This window comes from Pseudomonas sp. Irchel s3f19, assembly GCF_900187555.1.
Taxonomy (GTDB): domain Bacteria; phylum Pseudomonadota; class Gammaproteobacteria; order Pseudomonadales; family Pseudomonadaceae; genus Aquipseudomonas; species Aquipseudomonas capeferrum.
The window spans coordinates 421,604-442,896 of the sequence record NZ_FYDW01000004.1 but is presented as its reverse complement, the minus strand read 5'-3'; the positions used below and the strand labels follow the sequence as shown (position 1 = coordinate 442,896).

Below are 21,293 nucleotides of genomic sequence, written 5' to 3'. Positions count from 1 at the left end.
CAATCTCAAATGACTATGTGATTTCTCGCATGGTCACTTGTGATGCTGATAATCTTTGTGACTATCAGTCCATACTCACAAGCACCCACACGAATTGCTTGATTCAATTTGTTAAAGAGCGGTTGGTTAAGAGCTTTTTGTCTCAACCGAGGCGCGCATTCTACGCTTTCCTCATTTGCTGTCAAGCGTTTATTTTGAAGTTTTTAACTGCTGCTTTCTTTCGAAAGCCTTTAACTTCAACATCTTACCGCTTGCCCCGAAGCGTTCATCGCTGCGAGGAGGCGAATAATACGCGCTTTGAAATCAGAGTCAACACCTTGAGCTGAAAAAACTTTCCAATCGCGGTTTACCCCCGCCCGCAACTAATTAAGGCGCAACCGATCTGTAGATAAACACCCCACGGAGCGTGGCAATCATGAGCGATGCGCAAAGCGAGAAAACGCCTGGCCTGTCGGCGGATGAAGAGCAGGAAGTAAGCCATAACCAGCCGCCACGGGCAGCGGTGCTGCACGAGATCATTCGCGCCCAGGGCGACCAGGAACTGGAACGCACCCTCGCAGCACTGTGGTGGTCGGCGTTGGCTGCAGGGTTGTCCATGGGGCTTTCGCTCATGGCCATGGGGTTGTTCTATGCCCGCCTGCCGGAAGGCGACAGCGCCCAGGTAATCGCAAGCATCGGCTACAGTGCTGGCTTCCTTGCGGTAATCCTCGCCCGCCAGCAACTGTTCACCGAGAACACGCTGACCGCGGTGCTGCCGGTGATGACCACGCCCACGCTGGCCAACCTCGGCCGCCTGCTGCGCCTATGGAGCGTAGTACTGCTCGGCAACCTGGCGGGCACCTTGCTGGTGGCCTGGGTCATGCTGGAGCTGCCGATCTTCGACAGCAAGACCGACGTGGCCTTCCTCGAGGTCGGCCGCAAGGTAATGAAGAACGACATCAGCCAGATGTTCGCCAAAGGCATCGTCTCGGGCTGGATGATCGCAACCATGGTCTGGATGATTCCGTCGATGGAGCACGCCAAGATCTGGATCATCCTGATGATCACGTACTTCATGGCCTTGGGTGACTTCACCCATATCGTCGTGGGCTCGGTCGAGGTGTCCTACCTGGTCTGGGCCGGTGAAGAGACCTGGCGCAGCTTCTTGATGGAGTTCGCCCTGCCGACCTTGGCCGGCAACATCATTGGTGGCAGCTTCATCTTTGCGCTGATCAGCCATGCGCAAGTACGCAGTGACAGCGGCAAGCCGCCTTCGCGGCTGCTGGACGACCAGGCGCCGCCCTCCCCGCGTCGGCAACCCCCTGGTAAATGACCCTTAGCGCACCGCCACTGCACGCTCGGCCGTCCGCCTGTGCTCTTGCGCAGGCCTTGGTTGCCACCAATTCTGCCCGGCATGGGGCGAGTCCAGGCTGACCCGCTCGCCCATTTGCGGCGTACTTAGCCGCACCTGCGCTTGCGCACTCAGCGCCAGAATGCGCTCGAACGGCTCCTGCCAGCCATGGATGGACAAGTCGAACGTGCCGTTGTGAATCGGCAGCAACCAGCGCCCGCGCAGGTCCAGGTGTGCCTGCAGGCTCTGTTCTGGCTGCATGTGCACGTTCGGCCAGGCGACGTTATAGGCCCCGGTTTCGATCAGGGTCAGGTCGAAAGGCCCGAAGCGTTCGCCAACTTGCCTGAAGCCATCGAAGTACCCGGTATCACCGCTGAAGAACACCCTCAGCTGTTCATCAATGATCACCCACGAGGCCCACAAGGTCTGATTGCTGTCGAACAGACCACGCCCAGAAAAATGCTGCGCCGGGGTCGCGACGAAACGCACGCCGTCAACCTCGGTCTCCTGCCACCAATCCAGCTGACGTACCTTGTCAGGCGCAACGCCCCATTCGATCAACCGGTCACCCACGCCAAGCGGGGCCAGGAAAAACCCGGTACGCGGAGCAAGCCGACGAATCGCCTGCTCGTCCAGGTGGTCGAAGTGATCATGGGACAGAATTACCGCCGCCAACGGCGGCAACTCGTCCAGCCCAAGTGGTGGGGCATGAAAACGTTGCGGCCCTGCCCACTGCACCGGGGAGGCGCGCTCGGCAAATACCGGGTCGGTGATGAAGAAGCGACCCCGCAGCTTGAGCAATACCGTGGAATGGCCCAAGCGCCAGAGGCTGTGATCAGGTGCGTCGAGCACCTGCTGCCGGGTCATGGGCTGCACGGCGATGGGGTTGGCGGGGCGGGTTTCGGGGGGTTTGCGCAAGAACAGGTACTTGAGGCCAATGCGCAGCTTCTTCATCACGCCGTCCTGCGGCAGGCGTGCCTGGTTGTGGAACCGTCCGTCCCAGTGTGGCGCCGGCTCACCGGCAGCGTTAGCGGTGGGGACCATGAGCAGCAGCACTCCGAGCAACAGGAAAGCCTTCATATTACCCCACAGTGATCGCATCAACCGTGAATTGGCTTGTAAGGTCATTTTTCATAGATGAAACACTGTTCAACAATATTCACGCGAGTTATGCGATAAACGGCGCCTTGGCAGAAGAATGATAACCATGATGGACAAACGCAGCGGCAAGGGACTTTCTTTCGTCAAGCGCATCTACCTGCCGCGCATCATCGGTATGGGCATCGGTCTGTTCAATGTAATGGCAGCGGTGGCGCCGCTATCCCCGCCCATGTGGGCGTGGCTGCTGTTACTGTTCAATGGACTTTTCTGGCCACATGCCGCCTACCTCTGGGCAATCCGCTCGGCAACGCCTTACCAGGCAGAGCAACGCAACTTGCTGCTGGACTCGCTGATGGGGGGCTTCTGGACTGCCACCATGCAGTTCAACCCACTGCCCAGCGTCACCGTTCTGTCGATGATGACCATGAACAACGTCGCCGCAGGTGGCAAGCGCCTGCTCGTACGCGGTGTGCTGGCACAGCTCGCCGGTATGCTCCTGGCCACGCTGGTGTTCGGCCCCGGGCTACAACTCAATGCCACACCACTGCAGGTTTACGCGTGCCTGCCAATGTTGACGCTCTACCCCTTGGCCCTTGGCTGGGTCTGCTACCAACTGGCAATCAAGCTGGCCGAGCACAAACGCCGCCTCAGTGCGCTGAGCCTTACCGACAGCCTGACCGGCTTGCTCAACCACGGGGCCTGGAAAGACCTGCTACAGGTCAGGTTCCAGACCTGCCAGCAACAACAGCAGCATGCGGTGATCGCCCTCATCGACATCGACCACTTCAAGACCATCAACGACACCTTTGGCCACGTGGTCGGCGATTGCGTGCTTAGGCAGATGAGCGAAGAGCTCAAACGCAACCTGCGTGACGTCGACCAGGCCGGACGCTATGGCGGCGACGAATTCTGCGTGATCCTGCCAGACACCCACGAGGCGCAGGCCTGCCAGGCCATGGAGCGCTTGCGCGAGCGGGTGGCGAACTATCGCAATCCGCAGCTGCCGCATTTGCGCATCAGCCTCAGCATTGGCTTGTCCGCGTTTCATGCAGACCTTGAATCGCCCGAGCACTGGCTCGAACAGGCTGACAAGGCCTTGTACACCGCCAAGCACGCTGGTCGTGACCAGGTCAATTTCGCGCAAAGCGAGGCCGCCGGGCTCAGGCTGGCCTATCCTGACTGAACCTCCTTCCTGATTGCCCTGCGGGAGGCTGCTGTTCTTGAAGGAGTCGCTCGCGCATGGCCAGGAACGCCGACCTTCCACCCACCCTTGCCACCCCACATTTCCAAGTCCGCCGCTTGATTGCAGGCTTTTGCGCGGTTTTCGCCTTGGCCTGCCTGGTCACCTTGGGCGCTTTGCTCAATATTGCTGCAACCCTCGATCGCCAAGAGCAGCAACGCAGCGCCTTCCATGCCACCCAGGCCCTCGAACAACGGTTGCTCGCCTCACGCCAGTTTCTGTCCAGCTATGCCGTGTGGGATGCGGCCTTCGAGCACCTGGCCGGCAAGGCCGACTGGCAATGGGCCTATGAGGAGAAGAACGTCGGCGAATCGCTGTACAGCGCCAGTGGCTATGAAGGCGTATTCGTGGTGGACGACCAGCGCACCACCTACGCCCTGTTCAAAGGCAAGCCCAGCGTGGCGCAAGCCAGTACCTATATAGAAGCGCCCCTGCAACCGATCATCAGCCAAGCGCGGGCGGCTGCCAGCGCTCGCGAACAAATTACCCGGTTCGTGCTGTTCAACGGCTGGCCTGCAGTGCTCAGCGCGGCCGCCGTACGCCCCGACAAAGACGTGTCGGCCAGCGAAGTGAGCCAGGCGCCCGTCATGCTGTTCGTCGACCAGTTGACCGAGGACAAGCTCGCACGCCTGGGCACCGGTGCGGGCCTGGCGGGTATGCATATCGAGAAACACGGCACAGGTGAGCATGGCCATCAGCGCATCGAGCTGGGCGATACCGGCTACCACCTGGCCTGGACCAGCCCGCTGCCGGGGCAGCAATTGCTGTGGGCGATGTTGCCTGCGCTGCTCTGCGCCCTGTTGATACTGGGCCTGGTGATGCTCTACCTGTTCCGCCATGCCCTGCGCAGCTCCCGCGCCATCGACCTCAGCCTCAAGCGCCTGCAACAGAGCAACCAGGCCCTGGAGGCCAGCGAGCAGCGTTTTCGCGCCGTGGCCGAAGCCGCTTCCGACTGGATCTGGGAAACCGACCGGCAACAACGCCTGACCTATCTTTCCCAACGTTTCGTCAGCGTCACCGGCTACCCGGTTGACGACTGGCTGGGCCAGCCGGTCAACCAGCTGCTGGCCTGCGATACCACGCCGCTGTCGCCTTGGCTCGACGCATTGGCCGCCGCCGACCCCCAGCAGTTGGCAAACTTGCGCTGCACCTACCGTGACCACAACGGGCAGAACCGCTACTGCCGCATCTCGGCGCGAGCGATCTGGTACGACGGCAAGCCTACCGGCTTTCGCGGTACCGCCAGCGACATCACGGACGAGGTCGACGCCCATGCGCGCATCCAGCACCTCTCGCTGCACGACCCGCTGACCGGGCTGGCCAACCGCAACAAACTCGCCCGGCATCTCGAACAGGTATTGCTGCGCGGCAGCGACTCGCCGCCACTCACTTTACTGCTGCTGGACCTGGACAACTTCAAGCCGATCAACGATTCCCTCGGCCACGCCGCCGGTGACGCCGTGCTGCAAGAGGTGGCGACACGCCTGCGCGACACCACCCGCGATGTCGACCTGGTCGCACGCCTGGGGGGTGACGAGTTCATCCTGGTTCTGACTGGCATGGATAACCGCAGCGAGGTCGATCGCTTCTGCGCGCGCCTGATCAGCCTGTTGCAGCAACCTATCGTGTTTGACAACCAGCCTCTGCACATTGGCGCCAGCATCGGCGTCGCGCAAAGCCGCACCCTGGGCTTCGATGCCGGCGAGCTGATCCGCTGCGCCGACCTCGCGCTGTACCAGGCCAAGGCAGATGGCAAGAGCACCTGGCGCTATTTCGCCGCCGAAATGAACCAGCAGATCCAGTACCGCCGCCAACTGGAAAACGATTTGCGCCGTGCCCTGCAGAACCAGGAGTTCGAGCTGCACTACCAACCGCGCTATCGCCTGGGCGACCTGCGCATCGTCGCGGTCGAAGCCCTGCTGCGCTGGCAGCACCCGCACGAAGGGCTGCTGGGGCCAGACACCTTCATCCCGCTGGCCGAGCAGAGCGACATCATTGTTGCGCTGGGCCGTTGGGTACTGCGCGAAGCCTGCCGCACGGCCCACGACTGGCCGGCAGACCTGTTGATTTCGGTGAACCTGTCGCCCGCCCAGTTCTTGCGCAGCGATGTGGTGGCCGATGTGCGCGACATCCTGCTTGAAACCGCGCTACCCGCCCAGCGCCTGGAGCTGGAGATCACCGAGAACGTGATGCTCAACGACATCGAAGGCGCACTCAGCACCATGCTGTCACTCAAGGAGCTTGGCGTGCGCCTGAACATGGACGACTTTGGCACCGGTTACTCGTCGCTGGGCTATCTGCGCACCTACCCGTTCGACAGCATAAAGATCGACAAACGCTTCATCGCCGGCCTGAACAACACCAGTGGCAATGATCGCGCTGTGGTCCAGGCAATCATCAACCTGGGCGAAGCCATGGGGCTGACGGTGACCGCCGAGGGCGTGGAGAGTGAACAACAGCTCAGGACGCTGGAGAAGGACCGCTGCCATGAAGTGCAGGGTTACTTCCTGAGCCGACCTTTGACGAAAGAAAGCCTTGAGGCGCTGCTGCGACAGGCCCCCGAAGGCTCGGCACACCATCTGTTGTAGGACCAAACTATTCGCGGTGCACGGATGTTCCTACACAGGGGCCATCAGCGTTTATTGCGTTCGGCCACGATCTCCGGCAAATCGCTGCGCCGCAAGTAGGTACGCAAGGGCTCGCCGATGTTCAGGCGGTCGTCCACATGCTGCTCCAGCAACAGTGCCAGGCGCGACCGGCACAAGGCCATGCGCGGCCCTTGCTCGGGTCGCCAGACGAATTCGTTACAGGGGGTGATACTGTCGTCGGCCACGTCCATGCCGAACGCGTCCTCGGAAAAACGCACGATATGAACGCCGCGCTTGCCATGAAAGCCGACGAAACCGTTGAGCTGCTCTGCGGCGTTGCAGATGTCCTGGGAAGTGATGGCCATGACGTAACCTCGCAATGAAAGGAAGTGACGCACGCCGGGCTGCAAACGGTCGCCTCTGCCGGGCGACTCGCAAAGGCCAGCCTAACGCAAGTGGTAGAGCATTCGCCAAGGTTTTTCATCATCCTGCCAAAGGCCCGCTAGAATGGTCCTGAACCCCCTTCGTCGCCAACACTGGGACTGTTAATGACCGACGCCATCCATGCCGATATTGCCACGATCGGCCGCATCAATGCTGTGCCCGCCATCCTCCAGGTGATCTGCGAAACAACGGGCATGCGCTTCGCCGCCGTGGCCCGGGTAACCGATAGCAACTGGACGGCATGTGCTGTGCTCGACACCCTGGGTTTTGGCCTGACCGCGGGCGGTGAGCTCGATGTCGCCACCACGCTGTGCCACGAAATCCGCAGCACGCACCAAACCATCGTGATCGACAAGGCCAGCGAAGACGAGCAGTACTGCCGGCACCACACGCCTCAGCTCTATCGCTTCGAAAGCTACATTTCAGTGCCGGTGTTCCGGACCGATGGCCGCTTCTTCGGCACCATCTGCGCCCTCGACCCTTTACCCGCAGCGCTTAAAGGCAGTGCCATCCAGCCGATGATGGAATCCTTCGCCCGGCTGCTGGCCATCCAGATCGAAAGCGAGGAAGGCGCCCAGCGCACCGAACAGGCCCTGCGCAAGGAGCGGGCCATGGCCGAAGTGCGCGAACAGTTCATTGCCGTGCTCGGCCATGACCTGCGCAACCCGCTGTTCGCCATCACCGCCGGTGCCGAGCTGCTCACCCAGCGCCTGCAGGACGACCAGCAGCGCACTATCGCCCAGCACATCCTCACCTGCGGCAGGCGTGCCTCGCAGCTGGTGCGCGATGTGCTGGACTTTGCCCGCGGCCGCCTCGGTGCCGGCATCCCCTTGAACCTGCAGGCTTGCCCTGACCTTGCCGAAGGCCTGCGGCATGTCGCCTCGGAACTGCAACAGGTGCATCCGCAGCGGCGGATCGTGCTGGACATCGGCGACATCGGCGGGCTGTACTGTGATCGCGAACGGGTCACCCAACTGCTCTCGAACCTGATCGCCAATGCCCTGACCCACGGCGACCCGCAAGGGCCGGTAGCGGTCAAGGCGGCCCTCCAGGCCGGTGAGTTCGTGCTGAGCGTGCACAACCACGGCGCCCCCATCGCCGTGCAGACCCTGGCGCAATTGTTCCAACCCTTCTCCCGCCCGTTGTCACAGGTACCGCAGCAAGGGCTTGGGCTCGGGCTGTACATCGCCAACCAGATCGCGCTGGCACATGGTGGGCGCATGGAGGTGCTCTCCAACGAACACAACGGTACCTTGTTCAGCTTCCGTCTGCCGCTGGGTCAACCTGGGGCGCCAGCAGCACCGCCAGCCAGTACATGAAGGCCTGCACCCGCCGTGACACGTGCCACGGCGATCACTGTTGAACGCGGTCTTCATGCACTTGCACGCTGGCGGTCATGCCAGCACTGAGGTTCACCCCTTGCGGGATCTGGTCGAGGCGGATCCGTACCGGTATCCGCTGCGCCAACCGCACCCAGTTGAAGGTCGGCTCGACTTCCGGCAGCAGCTGGCTGTCGGGGTTGCTGTTGCGGTCGGTGATACCGCGGCTGATGCTCTGCACATGCCCTTGCATCGCCTCGCCCGCCCCCATCAGCCACACCTTCACTCGGTCACCCACACGGATGCGCGGTAGCTTGGTTTCTTCGAAGTAAGCCTGGATATAGAAAGTCGAGTCATCCACCAGGGCCATGACCGACTCACCGGTGTTCACGTAGTTGCCCTGGGCCAAGCGCAGGTTGGTGATGTGCCCGCTGCGCGGCGCGCGCACTTCACTGCGCGCCAGGTTGATTTTGGCCACCTGCAATTGCGCTTGGGCCTCATGCAGTTCGCCACGGGCGATGGCGGCATTGATCTGGGCGTTTTCCCGCAGCTCGGCACTGATCGCCTCCGGCCCCAAGGCAGTACGCCGCGCCGCTTCGCGCTCGCGCAGGCGCAGTTGCTGCGCGCGGGTCTCGGTCACGGCGCTGGCCTGGTCGAATGCTGCCTGAAAGCGCTCGCTGTCGATGCTCATGAGCAGATCACCCGCGTTCACCTGCTGGTTGTCATGCACCTTCAGCTCGCGCACCCAGCCGGACACGTCCGGCGCGATCACCACCACGTCGGCGCGCACACGCGCATCGCGGGTCCAGGGGGTGAGCATGTAGTACTGCCACAGCTGGTAGCCTGCCAACAGGGCCAGGGCCACCACACACAGTGTCACCAAGGTACGTACGACGGTACGCATCGAATCACTCCTTACTTGAACCCTGACAAAAACCCTTATGCAGCGCCCAGCACGCGCACTACCAGGTACAACAGGCACACAAACAATGCCGCGTCGAACAGTGCTTCATGCCAGATCCAGCGGCCCAACGGCGTGGCCTGTACCAACAAGCGCAGCAGCCCGGTGCACACCAGCGCCAGCAGCACATAAACCAGAAACGGGCTCAACAGCACGCCGCCCAGCGCCCATTCACGCAACCCCATGCACGTCCTCCTGCCAGCGGCACCACTTGCCCCAGCTCTTCTGCAACTGCAGTACCGCGCCTTCGGCCAGGCGCAGCGGATCGCTCGCAGGCAGCCGGCGCAACGCTTCGATGAATTGCGCACTGGCGTTGTCCAGACGCTGCCCGCGCCCGGGCGCAGGCCCTTTGGCCAGCACGGCCTCTACCTGTTGCAGGTACTCGCGTTCAGCCCGGCCCAACGGCGCCGGGGCCACCGCCAGGCACATGCGCAGGTGCACCAGTTCGTCGCCGATGTCCAGGCCATGCAGGCCATCGTCCCAGCGCTTGCGCTCGCTTTCAGGCAACTCGCTGGCATGCCGCGCCAGCTGCATGAGGCGGTCGGCCATACGCCCGCCAAACCAGCTGTCGGCGCCACGCAGGTCGCGCCGGGTCAGGCGCACCAGGTCGTGCTGGGTCGCTGCCCGCAGACGCCGGCCAAGCCACGCCGGGTGGCGAAACACCAGCAAACGGAACGCCATGACCGCCGCAGACACACCCACCAGCATGGCCAACGCACTGTTGAGCATGCTGGCCACGCCAAATTGCATGGCATTGAGCGGCGACACCAGAACAATGAAGTGCAGGCAATAGGAGGTGGCGGTAGCGCCGGTACGCGGGTGGGCCATGCCCAGCGCGCCCAGAAACAGCGGCACGCCCATGCCCAGGCAGAGCATGGCGAAGCTGCTCCATTGGGGCAGCAAAATTTGCCCGACCAAGAATGCCGCCGGGATCGCCAAAAAGATGCCACGCAAGAAACTGAGGCCGATCTGGGCGCCGTTTTCGCGGCTGGCGAACAGGCTGCAGACCACACAGGTCAATACCAGCCCACCCGGCGCCGATGGCCAGGCTGTTGCCAGCCAGAAACCACTCATCACCAGAAACGCCAACGCGCTGCGTGAACCGAACAACAGGGCCAGTGACCAATCGCGGTGCGCGGCCAGGCCCTGGGGCACATCCTTGGGCGCCCTGCCCGCTTCGACGTCGTCCAGCGCCTGGGTCGCGGCCATGGCGTAATCCAGCAACAGCGCCATGCGTGCCAGGCAGTAATGTTCTGCAGAGCTGATCTGCTCGTCATGGGCGGCATCCCAGATGCGCTGACGCAACAGCAACAGGCTCGGTTGATCGGGGTTGCCCAACTGCGCGCGCAACGCTTCCAACCAGGGCGCCAGGTGCCGAGTTTCGCGCTCATCAAGCTGGCGCCACTGCCGGCGCACCGAGCGGGAGATACGCAGCAGTACCATCAACTTCTGGCTCAGGCCACGGATGGCGCGGGCGCGCTGGCGCCCGCGGTTGCCTTCGAACCAGGCATGTTCGCGCTGGCTGTCGATGGCAACGATACGCCCCAGGCTTTCCAGCAACCCTTTGCGCGCGTCATCTTCGCCGCCGAGCATGGCGCTGGCTGCCTGCAGACCATTGTGCCAAGCCTGCCGGGCCTGCCCGCTCAATTGCTGTTCCACGCGCATGGGCCAGATGAGGGCGCTGGTGGCAGTGGCGCAAAAAATCCCCAGGCAGATCTCGGTGCAGCGGGCCACAGCCTGATCGAACACCTGCAACGGGTGGTCGATCGCCGGCAAGGCGATGATCGCTGCGGTGTAGCCGGCCAGCACGAAGGCGTAAGCCCAGGCACTGCGCAGCTGGGTCGAAGCCGCCGTGCACAGGGCCAGCCACAGCGCCAGGGTGATCAAAAACAGGCCTGGCGTCTGGGCGAACAGGCCGATGAACAGCACCGACATGAAGGTGCCGACCAAGGTGCCGGCCAGACGTGCAAGGCCCTTTTGCACCACCATGCCCGACAGCGGCTGGGCCACGATAAAGGCGGTCATCAGTGCCCATGAAGGCTGCTCCAGCCCCCAACGCATCGCCAGCCATAGCGCCAGGCCACCGCCAAGCACGGTCTTGATGGCGAACTTCAGGGCGAGGCTGCTGGGTGCGAACAGGGCCTGGAGAGTGATGGGCACGAGGCGGACCTTGCGGGATGTTCAGGTAAACGATAGACAATGTAGAGAAGGATAATGCGCAAACGATTAATTAGCTAGCTAATCATCTTTTAAGGGCTGTGCTGCGTGGCATTTTCCAGGCAAAAAAAATGGGCGACCGAAGTCGCCCTAAATGCCTTGCGTGCTCGTGAACCCAGAAGGTCAGCGCGGCTTGCGCTTGTTCGAGTCCTTCCAGATGAAAATGCCCAGACCGGCAAAGAACGCGACCATCAACCCGACCGTTACCACACCTGCGATAACCACGTTGTCGAAGAACATGTCGGCCTCCCTCTTCGTTTGCCGTTGTCCGATGGATGCAAGGTAACGAATGTGGGGGCACAGAAAATTGATCGGGGTCAATGGTGCCCGAGACCGGGCACGCGAGGCGGGCGCAGGTTTGACCTGCGTCAAGTTTCAGCGCTTCTTGGGCTTGCCCTTGGGTTTCTTTTTCTTGGCTGCGCTCAAGGGCATGGCCTGCTCGAAGGCCTGGCGCACTTCGTTGAGGCGCTTTTCCTTGAGGTCGTGGACGCGCTTGGCACGTTCGGCATCGAAATCGATGAGGTTGTCTTGGCTCATGGGTGGGCTCGACGATCAACTGAGGCTTGCATGATGAAGCCAGGCGCGGACGCTGACCAGCCCCGCGTCAGACTTCGATGTCGACCAGCAGCCCCTGACGCGGGCGCTCGCCCATCAGCGGTGCCACCGGTACAGTATTGTCGGCGTTGACCTCATCGCCGGGTAGCGCGCTGTAACGCTCGCCGTCGTTTTTTTGCCGACGCTGCTGTTGCCGTCGTTGTTCATCACGCAGCAGCAAGGCCTGCTCTTGCGGGTCGCGCTGCTGCTTGAGGTCGATCGCGCTTTCACCGGACGAAGGCTGCGTGGGAACCACCGGCTTGATGTCGGGGGTTGGCTTGACCGGGTCCTGTTGCGAGGTTACCGGTGCTGCACTGAGCGGAATGATCGGCGGCAACATGGAAAGTCTCCTATTACCCCTGTATCGGCGGCTGGTCACCTACCTTGAATACAGACAACGCTTACTCGGTTTCGTCGTCAGGGTCGTCGTCACTCGGCGGGCTGGCCTCACTCCAGGGCCGCTTGTAGACCTGTTGCCAGACCGCGTCCATGTGGTCGCGCAGTACCTGCGGCGCGGCCTTGAGCGAGGCGCTGTCCTCGCGTTCTCCGCCTATCGGGTCTTCGCCGGCGGGCGTGATCAGCGACTCCCCGGTAATGGTGTAACTGGCCTGCCCTTCGCGCATCTCGATGGCGATATCGTGCGGGTCGATCCCCCCTCCGCAGAAGGCATGGCTAGCTACCGTCAGTTCGGCGACCCCGTCCTTGTTCAGGTCACTGACATCGCTGACATCGGTATAGAAGTCGACATCCAGGTCCAAGCCTGGGCAGGTGGTTTCCTGTTCGACCTGCCAGCGTGCCTTGAACGCATCGCGTTCTGCCGTGCGCCCATACAGCGTGGCCTTGAGCACCACCTTGTCGACTTCCTGCTGGTTTTCGGCGTCGGTGGCCTGGCCATCGGTGCGGCTGAGCACCAACAGGCCTTCACCCTCGCGGTCACGAAAATGCACGCTCTTGATCGGCGTCTGCACGCCCAGCGCCTCAAGCTGCTCGGGCGCAATGGCCGGCAAGGTCTCGAAGTTTTTTTGCTCGCACGCAGCCAGCAGCACGAGGCTGCCCACGGCCAGGGAAGCGTTCAACCAGCGGTGCTTGGCGGACATGTCGGTGCGCAGCCCTCGTCGGCAAGACGGTGTTGGTCGATGAAACGGCTAGACTGTTGGTCTTTGGCACCGATCGGTGCACTTCAACACTTTGGTCTGACCGGCCGATCCGTTAACATAGCCGGCTTTTCATCGCGGGAGTTCAGGCAGTATGGCGCAGCAGTATCAACCGGGGCAACGCTGGATCAGCGACAGCGAAGCAGAGCTCGGCCTGGGTACCATCCTGGCGCAGGATGGCCGCCTGTTGACCGTGCTCTACCCGGCCACTGGCGACACCCGCCAGTATTCCCTGCGCAATGCGCCGCTGACCCGCGTGCGCTTCTCGCCAGGTGACCTGATCACCCACTTCGACGGCTGGAAGCTGACCGTGCGCGAGGTCGACGATGTCGACGGCCTGCTGGTCTACCATGGCCTGGACGCGCAAAACCAGCCGCGCACCCTGCCAGAAACCCAGCTGTCGAACTTCATTCAGTTCCGCCTGGCCAGCGACCGCCTGTTCGCCGGCCAGATCGACCCGCTGTCGTGGTTCAGCCTGCGTTACAACACCCTGCATCACACCAGCAAACAGATGCAATCGTCGCTCTGGGGCCTGGGTGGCTGCCGCGCGCAACCGATCGCTCACCAGTTGCACATCGCCCGCGAAGTCGCAGACCGCAGCGCGCCACGGGTTCTGCTGGCGGACGAAGTCGGCCTGGGCAAGACCATCGAGGCCGGCCTGGTCATCCATCGCCAGCTGCTGACCGGGCGCGCCAGCCGCGTACTGATCCTGGTCCCGGAAAACCTCCAGCACCAATGGCTGGTGGAAATGCGCCGGCGCTTCAACCTGCAGGTGGCGCTGTTCGACGCCGAACGCTTCATCGAGAGCGACGCCAGCAACCCGTTCGAAGACGCCCAACTCGCGTTGGTCGCCCTGGAATGGCTGGTCGACGACGAGAAGGCCCAGGATGCGCTGTTTGCTGCGGGCTGGGACCTGATGGTGGTCGATGAAGCCCATCACCTGGTCTGGCATGAAGACCAGGTCAGCGCGGAGTACGGCTTGGTCGAGCAACTGGCACAGGTCATCCCTGGCGTGTTGCTGCTCACCGCCACCCCCGAACAACTTGGCCAGGACAGCCACTTCGCCCGGCTGCGTCTGCTCGACCCCAACCGCTTCCATGACCTGGCGGCCTTCCGCGCCGAGAGCGAGCACTATCGCCCGGTGGCCGAAGCCGTGCAGGAGCTGCTGGATGAAGGCCGTCTTTCGCCCAAGGCCCACGCCACCATCCATGGCTTCCTCGGCGCCGAAGGCGAAGCCTTGCTGGCGGCGGTCAACGATGGTGATACCCAGGCCAGCGCGCGCCTGATCCGCGAGTTGCTCGACCGCCACGGCACTGGCCGCGTGCTGTTCCGTAACACCCGTGCTGCGGTCCAGGGTTTCCCCGAGCGCCAGCTGCATGCCTACCCGGTGGCCATGCCCGAGCAGTACCGCGACCTGCCGCCTGGCGAAAAGGCCGAGCTGTACCCGGAAGTCGCCTTCCAGGCACACGGCGACACCACTGACGACGAACGCTGGTGGCGTTTCGACCCTCGGGTCGACTGGCTGATCGATACCCTCAAGATGCTCAAGCGCACCAAGGTGCTGGTCATCTGCGCCCATGCCGAAACCGCCATGGACCTGGAAGACGCCCTGCGCGTGCGCTCCGGCATCCCCGCTTCGGTCTTCCATGAAGGCATGAGCATTCTGGAGCGTGACCGCGCCGCCGCCTATTTCGCGGACGAGGAATTCGGCGCCCAGGTGCTGATCTGTTCCGAGATCGGCAGCGAAGGCCGCAACTTCCAGTTCTCTCATCACCTGGTGATGTTCGACCTGCCGGCCCACCCTGACCTACTCGAACAGCGTATCGGCCGTCTCGACCGAATCGGCCAGAAGCACACCATCCAGCTGCACGTGCCCTACCTGCAGGACAGCCCGCAACAGCGCCTGTTCCAGTGGTACCACGAAGCGCTCAACGCCTTCCTCAACACCTGCCCGACCGGCAATGCCCTGCAGCATCAGTTCGGCCCGCGCCTGCTGCCGCTTCTTGAAAGCGGTGACAGCAAAGCCTGGGATGCCCTGATGGCCGATGCCCGCAACGAGCGCGAGCGCCTGGAGGCCGAGCTGCACAGCGGCCGCGACCGGCTGCTGGAGCTCAACTCCGGCGGGGCCGGCGAAGGCCAGGCACTGGTGGAGGCGATTCTCGAACAGGACGACCAGTTCGCCCTGCCGATCTACATGGAGACCCTGTTCGACGCGTTCGGCATCGACAGCGAAGACCATTCGGAAAACGCCCTGATCCTCAAGCCGAGTGAGAAGATGCTCGACGCCAGTTTCCCGCTGGGTGACGACGAAGGCGTGACCATCACCTACGACCGTACCCAGGCATTGTCCCGCGAAGACATGCAGTTCCTGACCTGGGAACACCCGATGGTTCAAGGTGGCATGGACCTGGTGCTGTCCGGCTCGATGGGCAACACCGCCGTCGCGCTGATCAAGAACAAGGCCCTCAAGCCTGGCACCGTGCTGCTCGAACTGCTGTTCGTCAGCGAGGTGGTGGCGCCACGCAGCCTGCAACTTGGTCGCTACCTGCCCCCGGCAGCCCTGCGATGCCTGCTCGACACCAATGGCAACGACCTGGCGTCGCGCGTGGCCTTCGAAACGCTCAACGACCAGCTCGAAAGCGTTCCGCGCGCCAGCGCCAACAAGTTCATCCAGGCCCAGCGGGATGTACTGGCCCAGCGCATCAGTGGCGGTGAGGCCAAGATCATGCCGACCCACGTCGAGCGTGTGGCCGAAGCCCAGCGCCGCCTGGCTGCCGAAGCGGACGAAGAACTGGCCCGCCTGACCGCGCTCAAGGCGGTCAACCCGAGCGTACGCGACAGCGAAATCGACGCCTTGCGCAAGCAGCGTGAAGAAGGCCTGGCGATGCTGGACAAAGCTGCCTTGCGCTTGGAAGCCATTCGCGTGCTGGTGGCTGGCTGACTATACGAGCGACAAGTTGGGCTGCTTGGCAGCCCATCGCAACACAAGGCTGCTCCTGCAACGGGAGCGGCTATATGCCTTGCTGCGATTGGCCTCATAACCAAATCATAGAAATCAAATTGCCATTATTCAGGAAGGGCTAACTACCTCTTCCTATACTGCCTCTGGACAGTCTGCCAAGGGTTGTACCGCAGACGAGTGAAAACTCGACCAAGAGGCACGCAATGGAATGGCTGGGTCTGCAACTGTTCGCCGATCTTCCGGCAACCGGACGAATCGTCATCGATTGTCGCCATGAACCCTTCCTGGTACTGCTCGCCTATACCGTGGCCTGCGCGGGGTGCTTTGCGACCCTGGACATGGCCGAGCGCCAGTCCCATAGCGAACAGGCCACGGCGCAACGCCAATGGCGCATGCTCGGCGCCTGCTGCCTCGCCGGCGGTATCTGGGCCATGCACTTCATCAGCATGCTGGCCTTTCAGGCCCCGCTCGAAGTTCACTACGATGTGTCGCTGACCGTGCTGTCGCTGCTCATTGCCCTGATCGTCGCCTGGGTGGGCATGAACAGCATCAACCGTAGGCACATGCGCCCGTATCATTATCTGAAGCGTGCAGTACTCATCGCAGCCGGCATCATCTTCATGCATTTTGTCGGCATGGCCGCCCTCGAGACCGGCGCTCAACAGTACTACCAGACCGGGCTGCTACTGACCTCCATGGCCATCGCCCTGCTCACCAGCCTCGCAGCGCTGCTGCTGGCGCGGCGCTTTCGCAACGGTAGCGGCACCTTGCACCAGGCCCTGAAGTACGGCGCTAGCCTGCTGATGGCCGGCGGCATCGTCGCGACCCACTTCACGGCCATGTCGGCCATGACCTTGGTCATCCCCGCCGACACTGCGCTGCGTCTGCCGTCAGCCGACAACAGCCTGCAACTGGGGCTGACCATTGCATTCATCACGCTGCTGATCAGTGGTGCCAGCATCAGTGCGGCCTTGGCCGACAAGAAGCTGCAAAGCAAGGAGCACGACCTGCGCCGGGTCAGCATGCTGCTCAACCAACTGGACCAGGCGCGAGCCTCGCTGCAACAGGCTGCGCACTACGACGCCCTGACCAACCTGATCAACCGCCGCGGTTTCAATCAAGTGTTCGCCGAGCGCCTCGCCGAACAGAACGCCGATGACAACCGCCTGGCGGTGATGTTTCTCGACATCGACCATTTCAAACGCATCAATGACAGCCTTGGCCATGCCGCCGGCGACGAACTGCTCAAAGTGATCGCCAACCACATCAAGGCAGCCACCCGCAGCCAAGACCTGGTGGCGCGCTTTGGTGGCGACGAGTTCTGCGTGGTCACCAGCCTCAACAACCGTGATGAAGCACGCCACCTGGCGCAGCGCATCATGCAGCGAATGAAGGACCCCATCGACCTGGGTGGCCGGCGCATGGTCATGACCACCAGTATCGGTATCAGCATTTTCCCCGACGATGGCAACACCGCCGAAGAGTTGCTCAAGCACGCCGACCTTGCCCTGTATCAGTCCAAGGGCAACGGGCGCAACAGCCTGACCTTCTTCAACGACAGCCTTAAAAACCGGGCCACGCTTGCCCTGCAGCTGGAAGAGGAACTGCGCATCGCGCTGCTGGAAGAACGCGGGCTGTGCGTGCATTACCAGCCGATCTTCGACCTGCACAATGGCCAGGTGGCCAAGCTCGAAGCCCTGGTGCGCTGGCAGCACCCACAACACGGCCTGCTCGGGCCCGACCGTTTCATCGGCATCGCCGAAGCCAATGGTTTGATCATCGACCTCGACCTGTGGGTGCTGCGCCACGCCTGTGCCGACCTGGCGCAACTGCACCGCCACGGTTATGGCGACCTCAAGGTCACGGTGAACTGCTCGGCAGTCACGCTCAGTCACGATGAACTGGCCAGCGAGGTGGAGAAAGCGTTGTTTCACTCAGCCCTGGCGCCCCGCCACCTGGAGCTGGAAATCACCGAAAACGCATTGATGGGGGACATCCAGCGCACTGTCAGCCTGCTCAAGCGCGTGTGCGCCCAGGGCGTGGCCCTGTCGATCGATGACTTCGGTACCGGTTACTCGTCGCTGGCCTACCTCAAACGCTTGCCGCTGGACATCCTGAAGATCGACAGAACCTTCCTGCAGGATGTGCCAGGCAGCCAGAAAGACCGCGAGATCGTCCAGGCCATCATCGTCATGGCCCACACCCTGCACCTGCAGGTGGTCAGCGAGGGCGTAGAAACCGTCGAACAGCTGGAATTCCTCGAAACCCACGGCTGCGACTACCTGCAGGGCTACTTGCTCAGCCGCCCGGTGCCGCTGGGCGAATTGCGGCCGATCCTGGAGCGGCTGCAACGGCGCAATGGCCTGCTCAGCCCTTACTGCGATACAGCGCTACCAGGGTCGCCGGATCTTTTTGCAGATAGCCCTGGCTACCGTGCAGGCGCATCAATTGCGCGGCGAGGCCACTGAGCGGTGTCGCCGAGCCCTGCTCGCGAGAGAATTTGACTGCGCTGTCGAGGTCTTTGAGTAACGTCCGCACATGCCACTTGATCGGCTCGAAGCGGCTCTCGGCCATTTGCGGGGCAAGGATCTGCAGCGGTTTCGAATCGGCAAAGCCGCCCGCCAAGGCCTCGGCGATCAGTGTCGCGTCCACGCCTGACTGCTCGGCCAATGCCACCACTTCGGCGATCACCAGGGCATTGCAGGCCACGATCATCTGGTTGCAGGCCTTGGTCACCTGGCCGGCGCCAACGGCGCCCATGTGCGTCACTCGCTGGCCAAGGGCCTGCAGTACGGGGAGTGCACGCTGCAGGTCGGCGGCCTCGCCACCGACCATGATGGCCAAGGTGCCGGCCTCGGCGCCCGGCGTGCCACCGGACACCGGGGCATCCAGCCAAGCCATGCCAGACAAGGCCGCGAGCGCAGCGGCCATCTCCCGGGTGGCGGTCGGTTCGAGGCTCGAAAAATCGATCAGTAACTGGCCACTGCGCCCACCCTGCGCGATGCCTTGCTCACCGAACACCACTTCGCGCACCACCGCCGTATCGGCCAGGCACAGCAGCACCATGTCGCTGTCGCGGCACAACTCGGCCGGGGTTGCCGCCAGTCGCGCGCCAGCTGCTACCAGCTCGGCGCATTTGTCGGGGCTGCGGTTCCACACCGTCAGCGGGTAACCGGCAGCCAGCAGGCGCCGACACATGGGCAAGCCCATCAGGCCGATTCCGGCGAAGCCTAGCGAAGGTAGTTGTGAGCTCATGAACGACTCCTGGCACATTTTGTTATTTTCAAGGCGCGCAGCGGCCCCATTACGCATCCCGTAAACTGTTACCGCCACGCCGAATTGTTACTTACCTCCACCCATCTGATCGTCCCCAAGCACCAGATTGAAGCGGCTGCGCATTTTTACGCACCAAAAACGATCACGCTCACTCAGCGCGCTTCACCTGAATCACGATAAACGGTGAAACCACCACCGCCCAGATCTCTGGATCGCGGTTTTGCAGGTCCAGCGCCTGCTCGGCAGTCACCGGGCCAACAGCGCCATCACTACGCCACTTGGCGAAGATCTCGCCGCGATTCTCGGCCATCGCTTCGGCAACGGCGATCAGGTCCAGGCTGGGGTCGACCCAAATCAGGTCACCCTTTGCCCAGAAGCGCTCCAGCGCTTTCCACTCGATGATTGCCGTCTCGCCAATCAATTTGGCATAGAGGGTGCTTGTTTGATCAGTCATGGGTTGCTACCCGCAAAAATCGGCCAATAAAAAAGGCCGCTATTTTTGCAGAAAAACCCGGTTTCAAATACGTAATTTGGTCGATCGGCCCCGAACTTGTGGGGTTGGGCCGCAGGTACAGGCAAATTGATGGCGCTTTTCTGTATCTTTGTGTCGATCAAGCGACAACCCAGGAACCAGGTACTTTTTGACCGCTTTTCAAGCGCTCGAACAGCGCTCTACACTGTACCGGTACAGTTCCGGGACATGTTCCGGGGGAAGGTGGGCATGCAGTATGGCGTGGCCATACCGCAAATCCCGCCCGGTCTGTAGCCCTGGCCGCCAGGACTATAAGAATTACAACAGAATGAGTGGAGCACTATGATCAAGATTTCCAAGCTGTTCGCCGCAATGGTTCTGGCAGGGGTAGCCAGCCATTCGTTTGCCGCCGATACCATCAAGATCGGGATCGCGGGGCCTAAGACCGGCCCTGTCACCCAGTACGGCGACATGCAGTTCATCGGCGCCAAGCAAGCTATCAAAGACATCAACGCCAAGGGCGGCGTCGATGGCAAGATGCTCGAAGCCAAGGAATACGACGACGCCTGCGACCCTAAACAGGCCGTGGCAATCGCCAACAAAGTGGTCAATGACGGCGTCAAGTTCGTCATCGGCCACCTGTGCTCCAGCTCTACCCAGCCTGCGTCCGACATCTACGAAGACGAAGGCGTGATCATGATCACCCCCGCTGCTACCAGCCCGGAAATCACCGCCCGTGGCTACAAAATGATCTTCCGTACCATCGGTCTGGACAGCGCCCAGGGTCCGGCCGCCGGCAACTACATCGCAGACCACGTCAAGCCGAAGGTTGTTGCAGTCCTGCACGACAAGCAGCAGTACGGTGAAGGCATCGCCACCGCCGTCAAGCAGACACTGGAAGGCAAAGGCACCAAGGTTGCCGTGTTCGAAGGCCTGAACGCCGGTGACAAGGACTTCTCCTCGATCATCCAGAAGCTCAAACAGAACAACGTCGACTTCGTGTACTACGGCGGCTACCACCCAGAGCTGGGCCTGATCCTGCGCCAGGCTCAGGAGAAAGGCCTGAAAGCCAAATTCATGGGCCCAGAAGGTGTCGGCAACGACTCCATCTCGCAGATCGCCCAGGGCGCCTCCGAAGGCCTGCTGGTCACCCTGCCGAAGTCGTTCGACGCCGATCCAGAGAACAAGGCCATCGTCGATGCCATCAAGGCTGACGGCAAAGACCCGAGCGGCCCGTTCGTGTTCCCGGCCTACTCGGCTGTCCAACTGATTGCCGAAGGCATCAAAGCGGCCAAGTCCGAAGACGCCGACAAAGTGGCTGAAGCCATCCACGCCGGTACTTTCAAGACCCCCACCGGCGACCTGTCATATGACGCCAAGGGCGACCTGAAAGACTTCAAATTCGTTGTTTACGAATGGCACTTCGGCAAACCGAAGACCGAAGTCTCCCCTCAGTAACTGCGTGACTAAATAGCTGACCGTAAAAGCCCACTGTGCGAGCAGTGGGCTTTGTTTTACGAGGTTCATGGCCGTGATTCCCGCGATCCGGGAGCCGGCCACCTGAAAATCTTAAAACCGTCACTCGCGGTTTCCTGGCCTACCCCCGCCAGCGAAATGCAAATCAGGTTTTTAGGA

The 21,293-nt window shown here is 62.2% G+C and carries 18 protein-coding genes and 1 pseudogene; 8 read left to right on the top strand and 11 right to left on the bottom strand.

Annotation, left to right across the window (positions count from 1 at the left end; translation table 11 throughout):
* A pseudogene (locus CKW22_RS27830) lies at positions 1 to 326 on the top strand (hypothetical protein); the annotation flags it as partial.
* Between the two features lie 89 nt (positions 327 to 415).
* Positions 416 to 1,312, top strand: coding sequence for a formate/nitrite transporter family protein (locus tag CKW22_RS13930; protein ID WP_033702609.1), 897 nt, complete (start codon positions 416 to 418; stop codon positions 1,310 to 1,312).
* A gap of 3 nt (positions 1,313 to 1,315) precedes the next feature.
* On the opposite strand, the gene CKW22_RS13925 is transcribed toward CKW22_RS13930, so the two are convergent.
* Positions 1,316 to 2,410 carry an MBL fold metallo-hydrolase gene (locus CKW22_RS13925; RefSeq protein ID WP_095064246.1) on the bottom strand — a complete coding sequence of 365 codons (1,095 nt, stop codon included), beginning with the start codon at positions 2,408 to 2,410 and terminating at the stop codon, positions 1,316 to 1,318.
* A gap of 130 nt (positions 2,411 to 2,540) precedes the next feature.
* On the opposite strand from CKW22_RS13925, the gene CKW22_RS13920 reads away from it, so the two are divergent.
* The gene (locus CKW22_RS13920; RefSeq protein WP_095064245.1) at positions 2,541 to 3,614 is read left to right on the top strand and encodes a diguanylate cyclase; all 1,074 of its coding nucleotides are present in this window, start codon (positions 2,541 to 2,543) and stop codon (positions 3,612 to 3,614) included.
* Between the two features lie 56 nt (positions 3,615 to 3,670).
* On the top strand, positions 3,671 to 6,259 hold the full coding sequence (locus CKW22_RS13915; RefSeq protein WP_095064244.1) for an EAL domain-containing protein: 2,589 nt from the start codon (positions 3,671 to 3,673) through the stop codon (positions 6,257 to 6,259).
* 44 nt (positions 6,260 to 6,303) lie between these two features.
* On the opposite strand, the gene CKW22_RS13910 is transcribed toward CKW22_RS13915, so the two are convergent.
* Complete coding sequence (locus tag CKW22_RS13910) at positions 6,304 to 6,624, bottom strand: DUF2025 family protein (RefSeq protein ID WP_033702613.1); 321 nt, start codon at positions 6,622 to 6,624, stop codon at positions 6,304 to 6,306.
* Positions 6,625 to 6,807: 183 nt separating this feature from the next.
* Here CKW22_RS13910 and CKW22_RS13905 point away from each other — a divergent pair, with 183 nt between their 5' ends.
* The gene (locus tag CKW22_RS13905) at positions 6,808 to 8,022 is read left to right on the top strand and encodes a GAF domain-containing sensor histidine kinase (RefSeq protein ID WP_033702614.1); all 1,215 of its coding nucleotides are present in this window, start codon (positions 6,808 to 6,810) and stop codon (positions 8,020 to 8,022) included.
* Between the two features lie 34 nt (positions 8,023 to 8,056).
* Here CKW22_RS13905 and CKW22_RS13900 read toward each other — a convergent pair whose 3' ends face one another.
* The 7 genes from CKW22_RS13900 to CKW22_RS13875 form a co-directional block, all read right to left on the bottom strand.
* On the bottom strand, positions 8,057 to 8,926 hold the full coding sequence (locus CKW22_RS13900) for an HlyD family secretion protein (RefSeq protein ID WP_047583682.1): 870 nt from the start codon (positions 8,924 to 8,926) through the stop codon (positions 8,057 to 8,059).
* A gap of 35 nt (positions 8,927 to 8,961) precedes the next feature.
* Positions 8,962 to 9,168 (bottom strand): DUF1656 domain-containing protein, encoded by a 207-nt coding sequence (locus CKW22_RS13895; protein WP_033702617.1) that lies wholly within the window; start codon positions 9,166 to 9,168, stop codon positions 8,962 to 8,964.
* Positions 9,155 to 11,143, bottom strand: coding sequence for an FUSC family protein (locus CKW22_RS13890; protein ID WP_095064243.1), 1,989 nt, complete (start codon positions 11,141 to 11,143; stop codon positions 9,155 to 9,157). The genes CKW22_RS13895 and CKW22_RS13890 overlap by 14 nt, the downstream gene beginning before the upstream one ends.
* Before the next feature lie 180 nt (positions 11,144 to 11,323).
* The gene (ccoM, locus tag CKW22_RS28035) at positions 11,324 to 11,440 is read right to left on the bottom strand and encodes a cytochrome c oxidase subunit CcoM (protein WP_003254862.1); all 117 of its coding nucleotides are present in this window, start codon (positions 11,438 to 11,440) and stop codon (positions 11,324 to 11,326) included.
* 135 nt (positions 11,441 to 11,575) lie between these two features.
* Complete coding sequence (locus CKW22_RS27540) at positions 11,576 to 11,737, bottom strand: hypothetical protein (protein ID WP_077068735.1); 162 nt, start codon at positions 11,735 to 11,737, stop codon at positions 11,576 to 11,578.
* Positions 11,738 to 11,804: 67 nt separating this feature from the next.
* Positions 11,805 to 12,134 carry a hypothetical protein gene (locus CKW22_RS13880; RefSeq protein ID WP_033702619.1) on the bottom strand — a complete coding sequence of 110 codons (330 nt, stop codon included), beginning with the start codon at positions 12,132 to 12,134 and terminating at the stop codon, positions 11,805 to 11,807.
* 61 nt (positions 12,135 to 12,195) lie between these two features.
* Positions 12,196 to 12,891, bottom strand: coding sequence for a M949_RS01915 family surface polysaccharide biosynthesis protein (locus CKW22_RS13875; RefSeq protein WP_033702620.1), 696 nt, complete (start codon positions 12,889 to 12,891; stop codon positions 12,196 to 12,198).
* Between the two features lie 151 nt (positions 12,892 to 13,042).
* Here CKW22_RS13875 and rapA point away from each other — a divergent pair, with 151 nt between their 5' ends.
* Both rapA and CKW22_RS13865 read left to right on the top strand, forming a co-directional pair.
* A complete protein-coding gene (rapA, locus tag CKW22_RS13870) occupies positions 13,043 to 15,889 on the top strand; it encodes an RNA polymerase-associated protein RapA (RefSeq protein ID WP_033702621.1) in 2,847 nt (948 codons plus the stop codon).
* 224 nt (positions 15,890 to 16,113) lie between these two features.
* Entirely contained in the window at positions 16,114 to 18,378 is a 2,265-nt protein-coding gene (locus CKW22_RS13865; RefSeq protein WP_095064242.1) for a bifunctional diguanylate cyclase/phosphodiesterase, read from the top strand.
* Here CKW22_RS13865 and CKW22_RS13860 read toward each other — a convergent pair.
* Positions 18,278 to 19,165: an NAD(P)-dependent oxidoreductase gene (locus CKW22_RS13860; RefSeq protein WP_047583678.1), complete on the bottom strand. Its 888-nt coding sequence runs from the start codon at positions 19,163 to 19,165 to the stop codon at positions 18,278 to 18,280. The two genes, CKW22_RS13865 and CKW22_RS13860, sit on opposite strands and share 101 nt — an antisense overlap.
* 169 nt (positions 19,166 to 19,334) lie before the next feature.
* Positions 19,335 to 19,640 carry a DUF2288 domain-containing protein gene (locus CKW22_RS13855; RefSeq protein ID WP_033702624.1) on the bottom strand — a complete coding sequence of 102 codons (306 nt, stop codon included), beginning with the start codon at positions 19,638 to 19,640 and terminating at the stop codon, positions 19,335 to 19,337.
* Positions 19,641 to 20,000: 360 nt separating this feature from the next.
* Between CKW22_RS13855 and CKW22_RS13845 the strand changes: the two genes are divergently transcribed.
* Positions 20,001 to 21,116 carry a branched-chain amino acid ABC transporter substrate-binding protein gene (locus tag CKW22_RS13845; protein ID WP_033702626.1) on the top strand — a complete coding sequence of 372 codons (1,116 nt, stop codon included), beginning with the start codon at positions 20,001 to 20,003 and terminating at the stop codon, positions 21,114 to 21,116.
* Positions 21,117 to 21,293 lie beyond the last annotated feature (177 nt).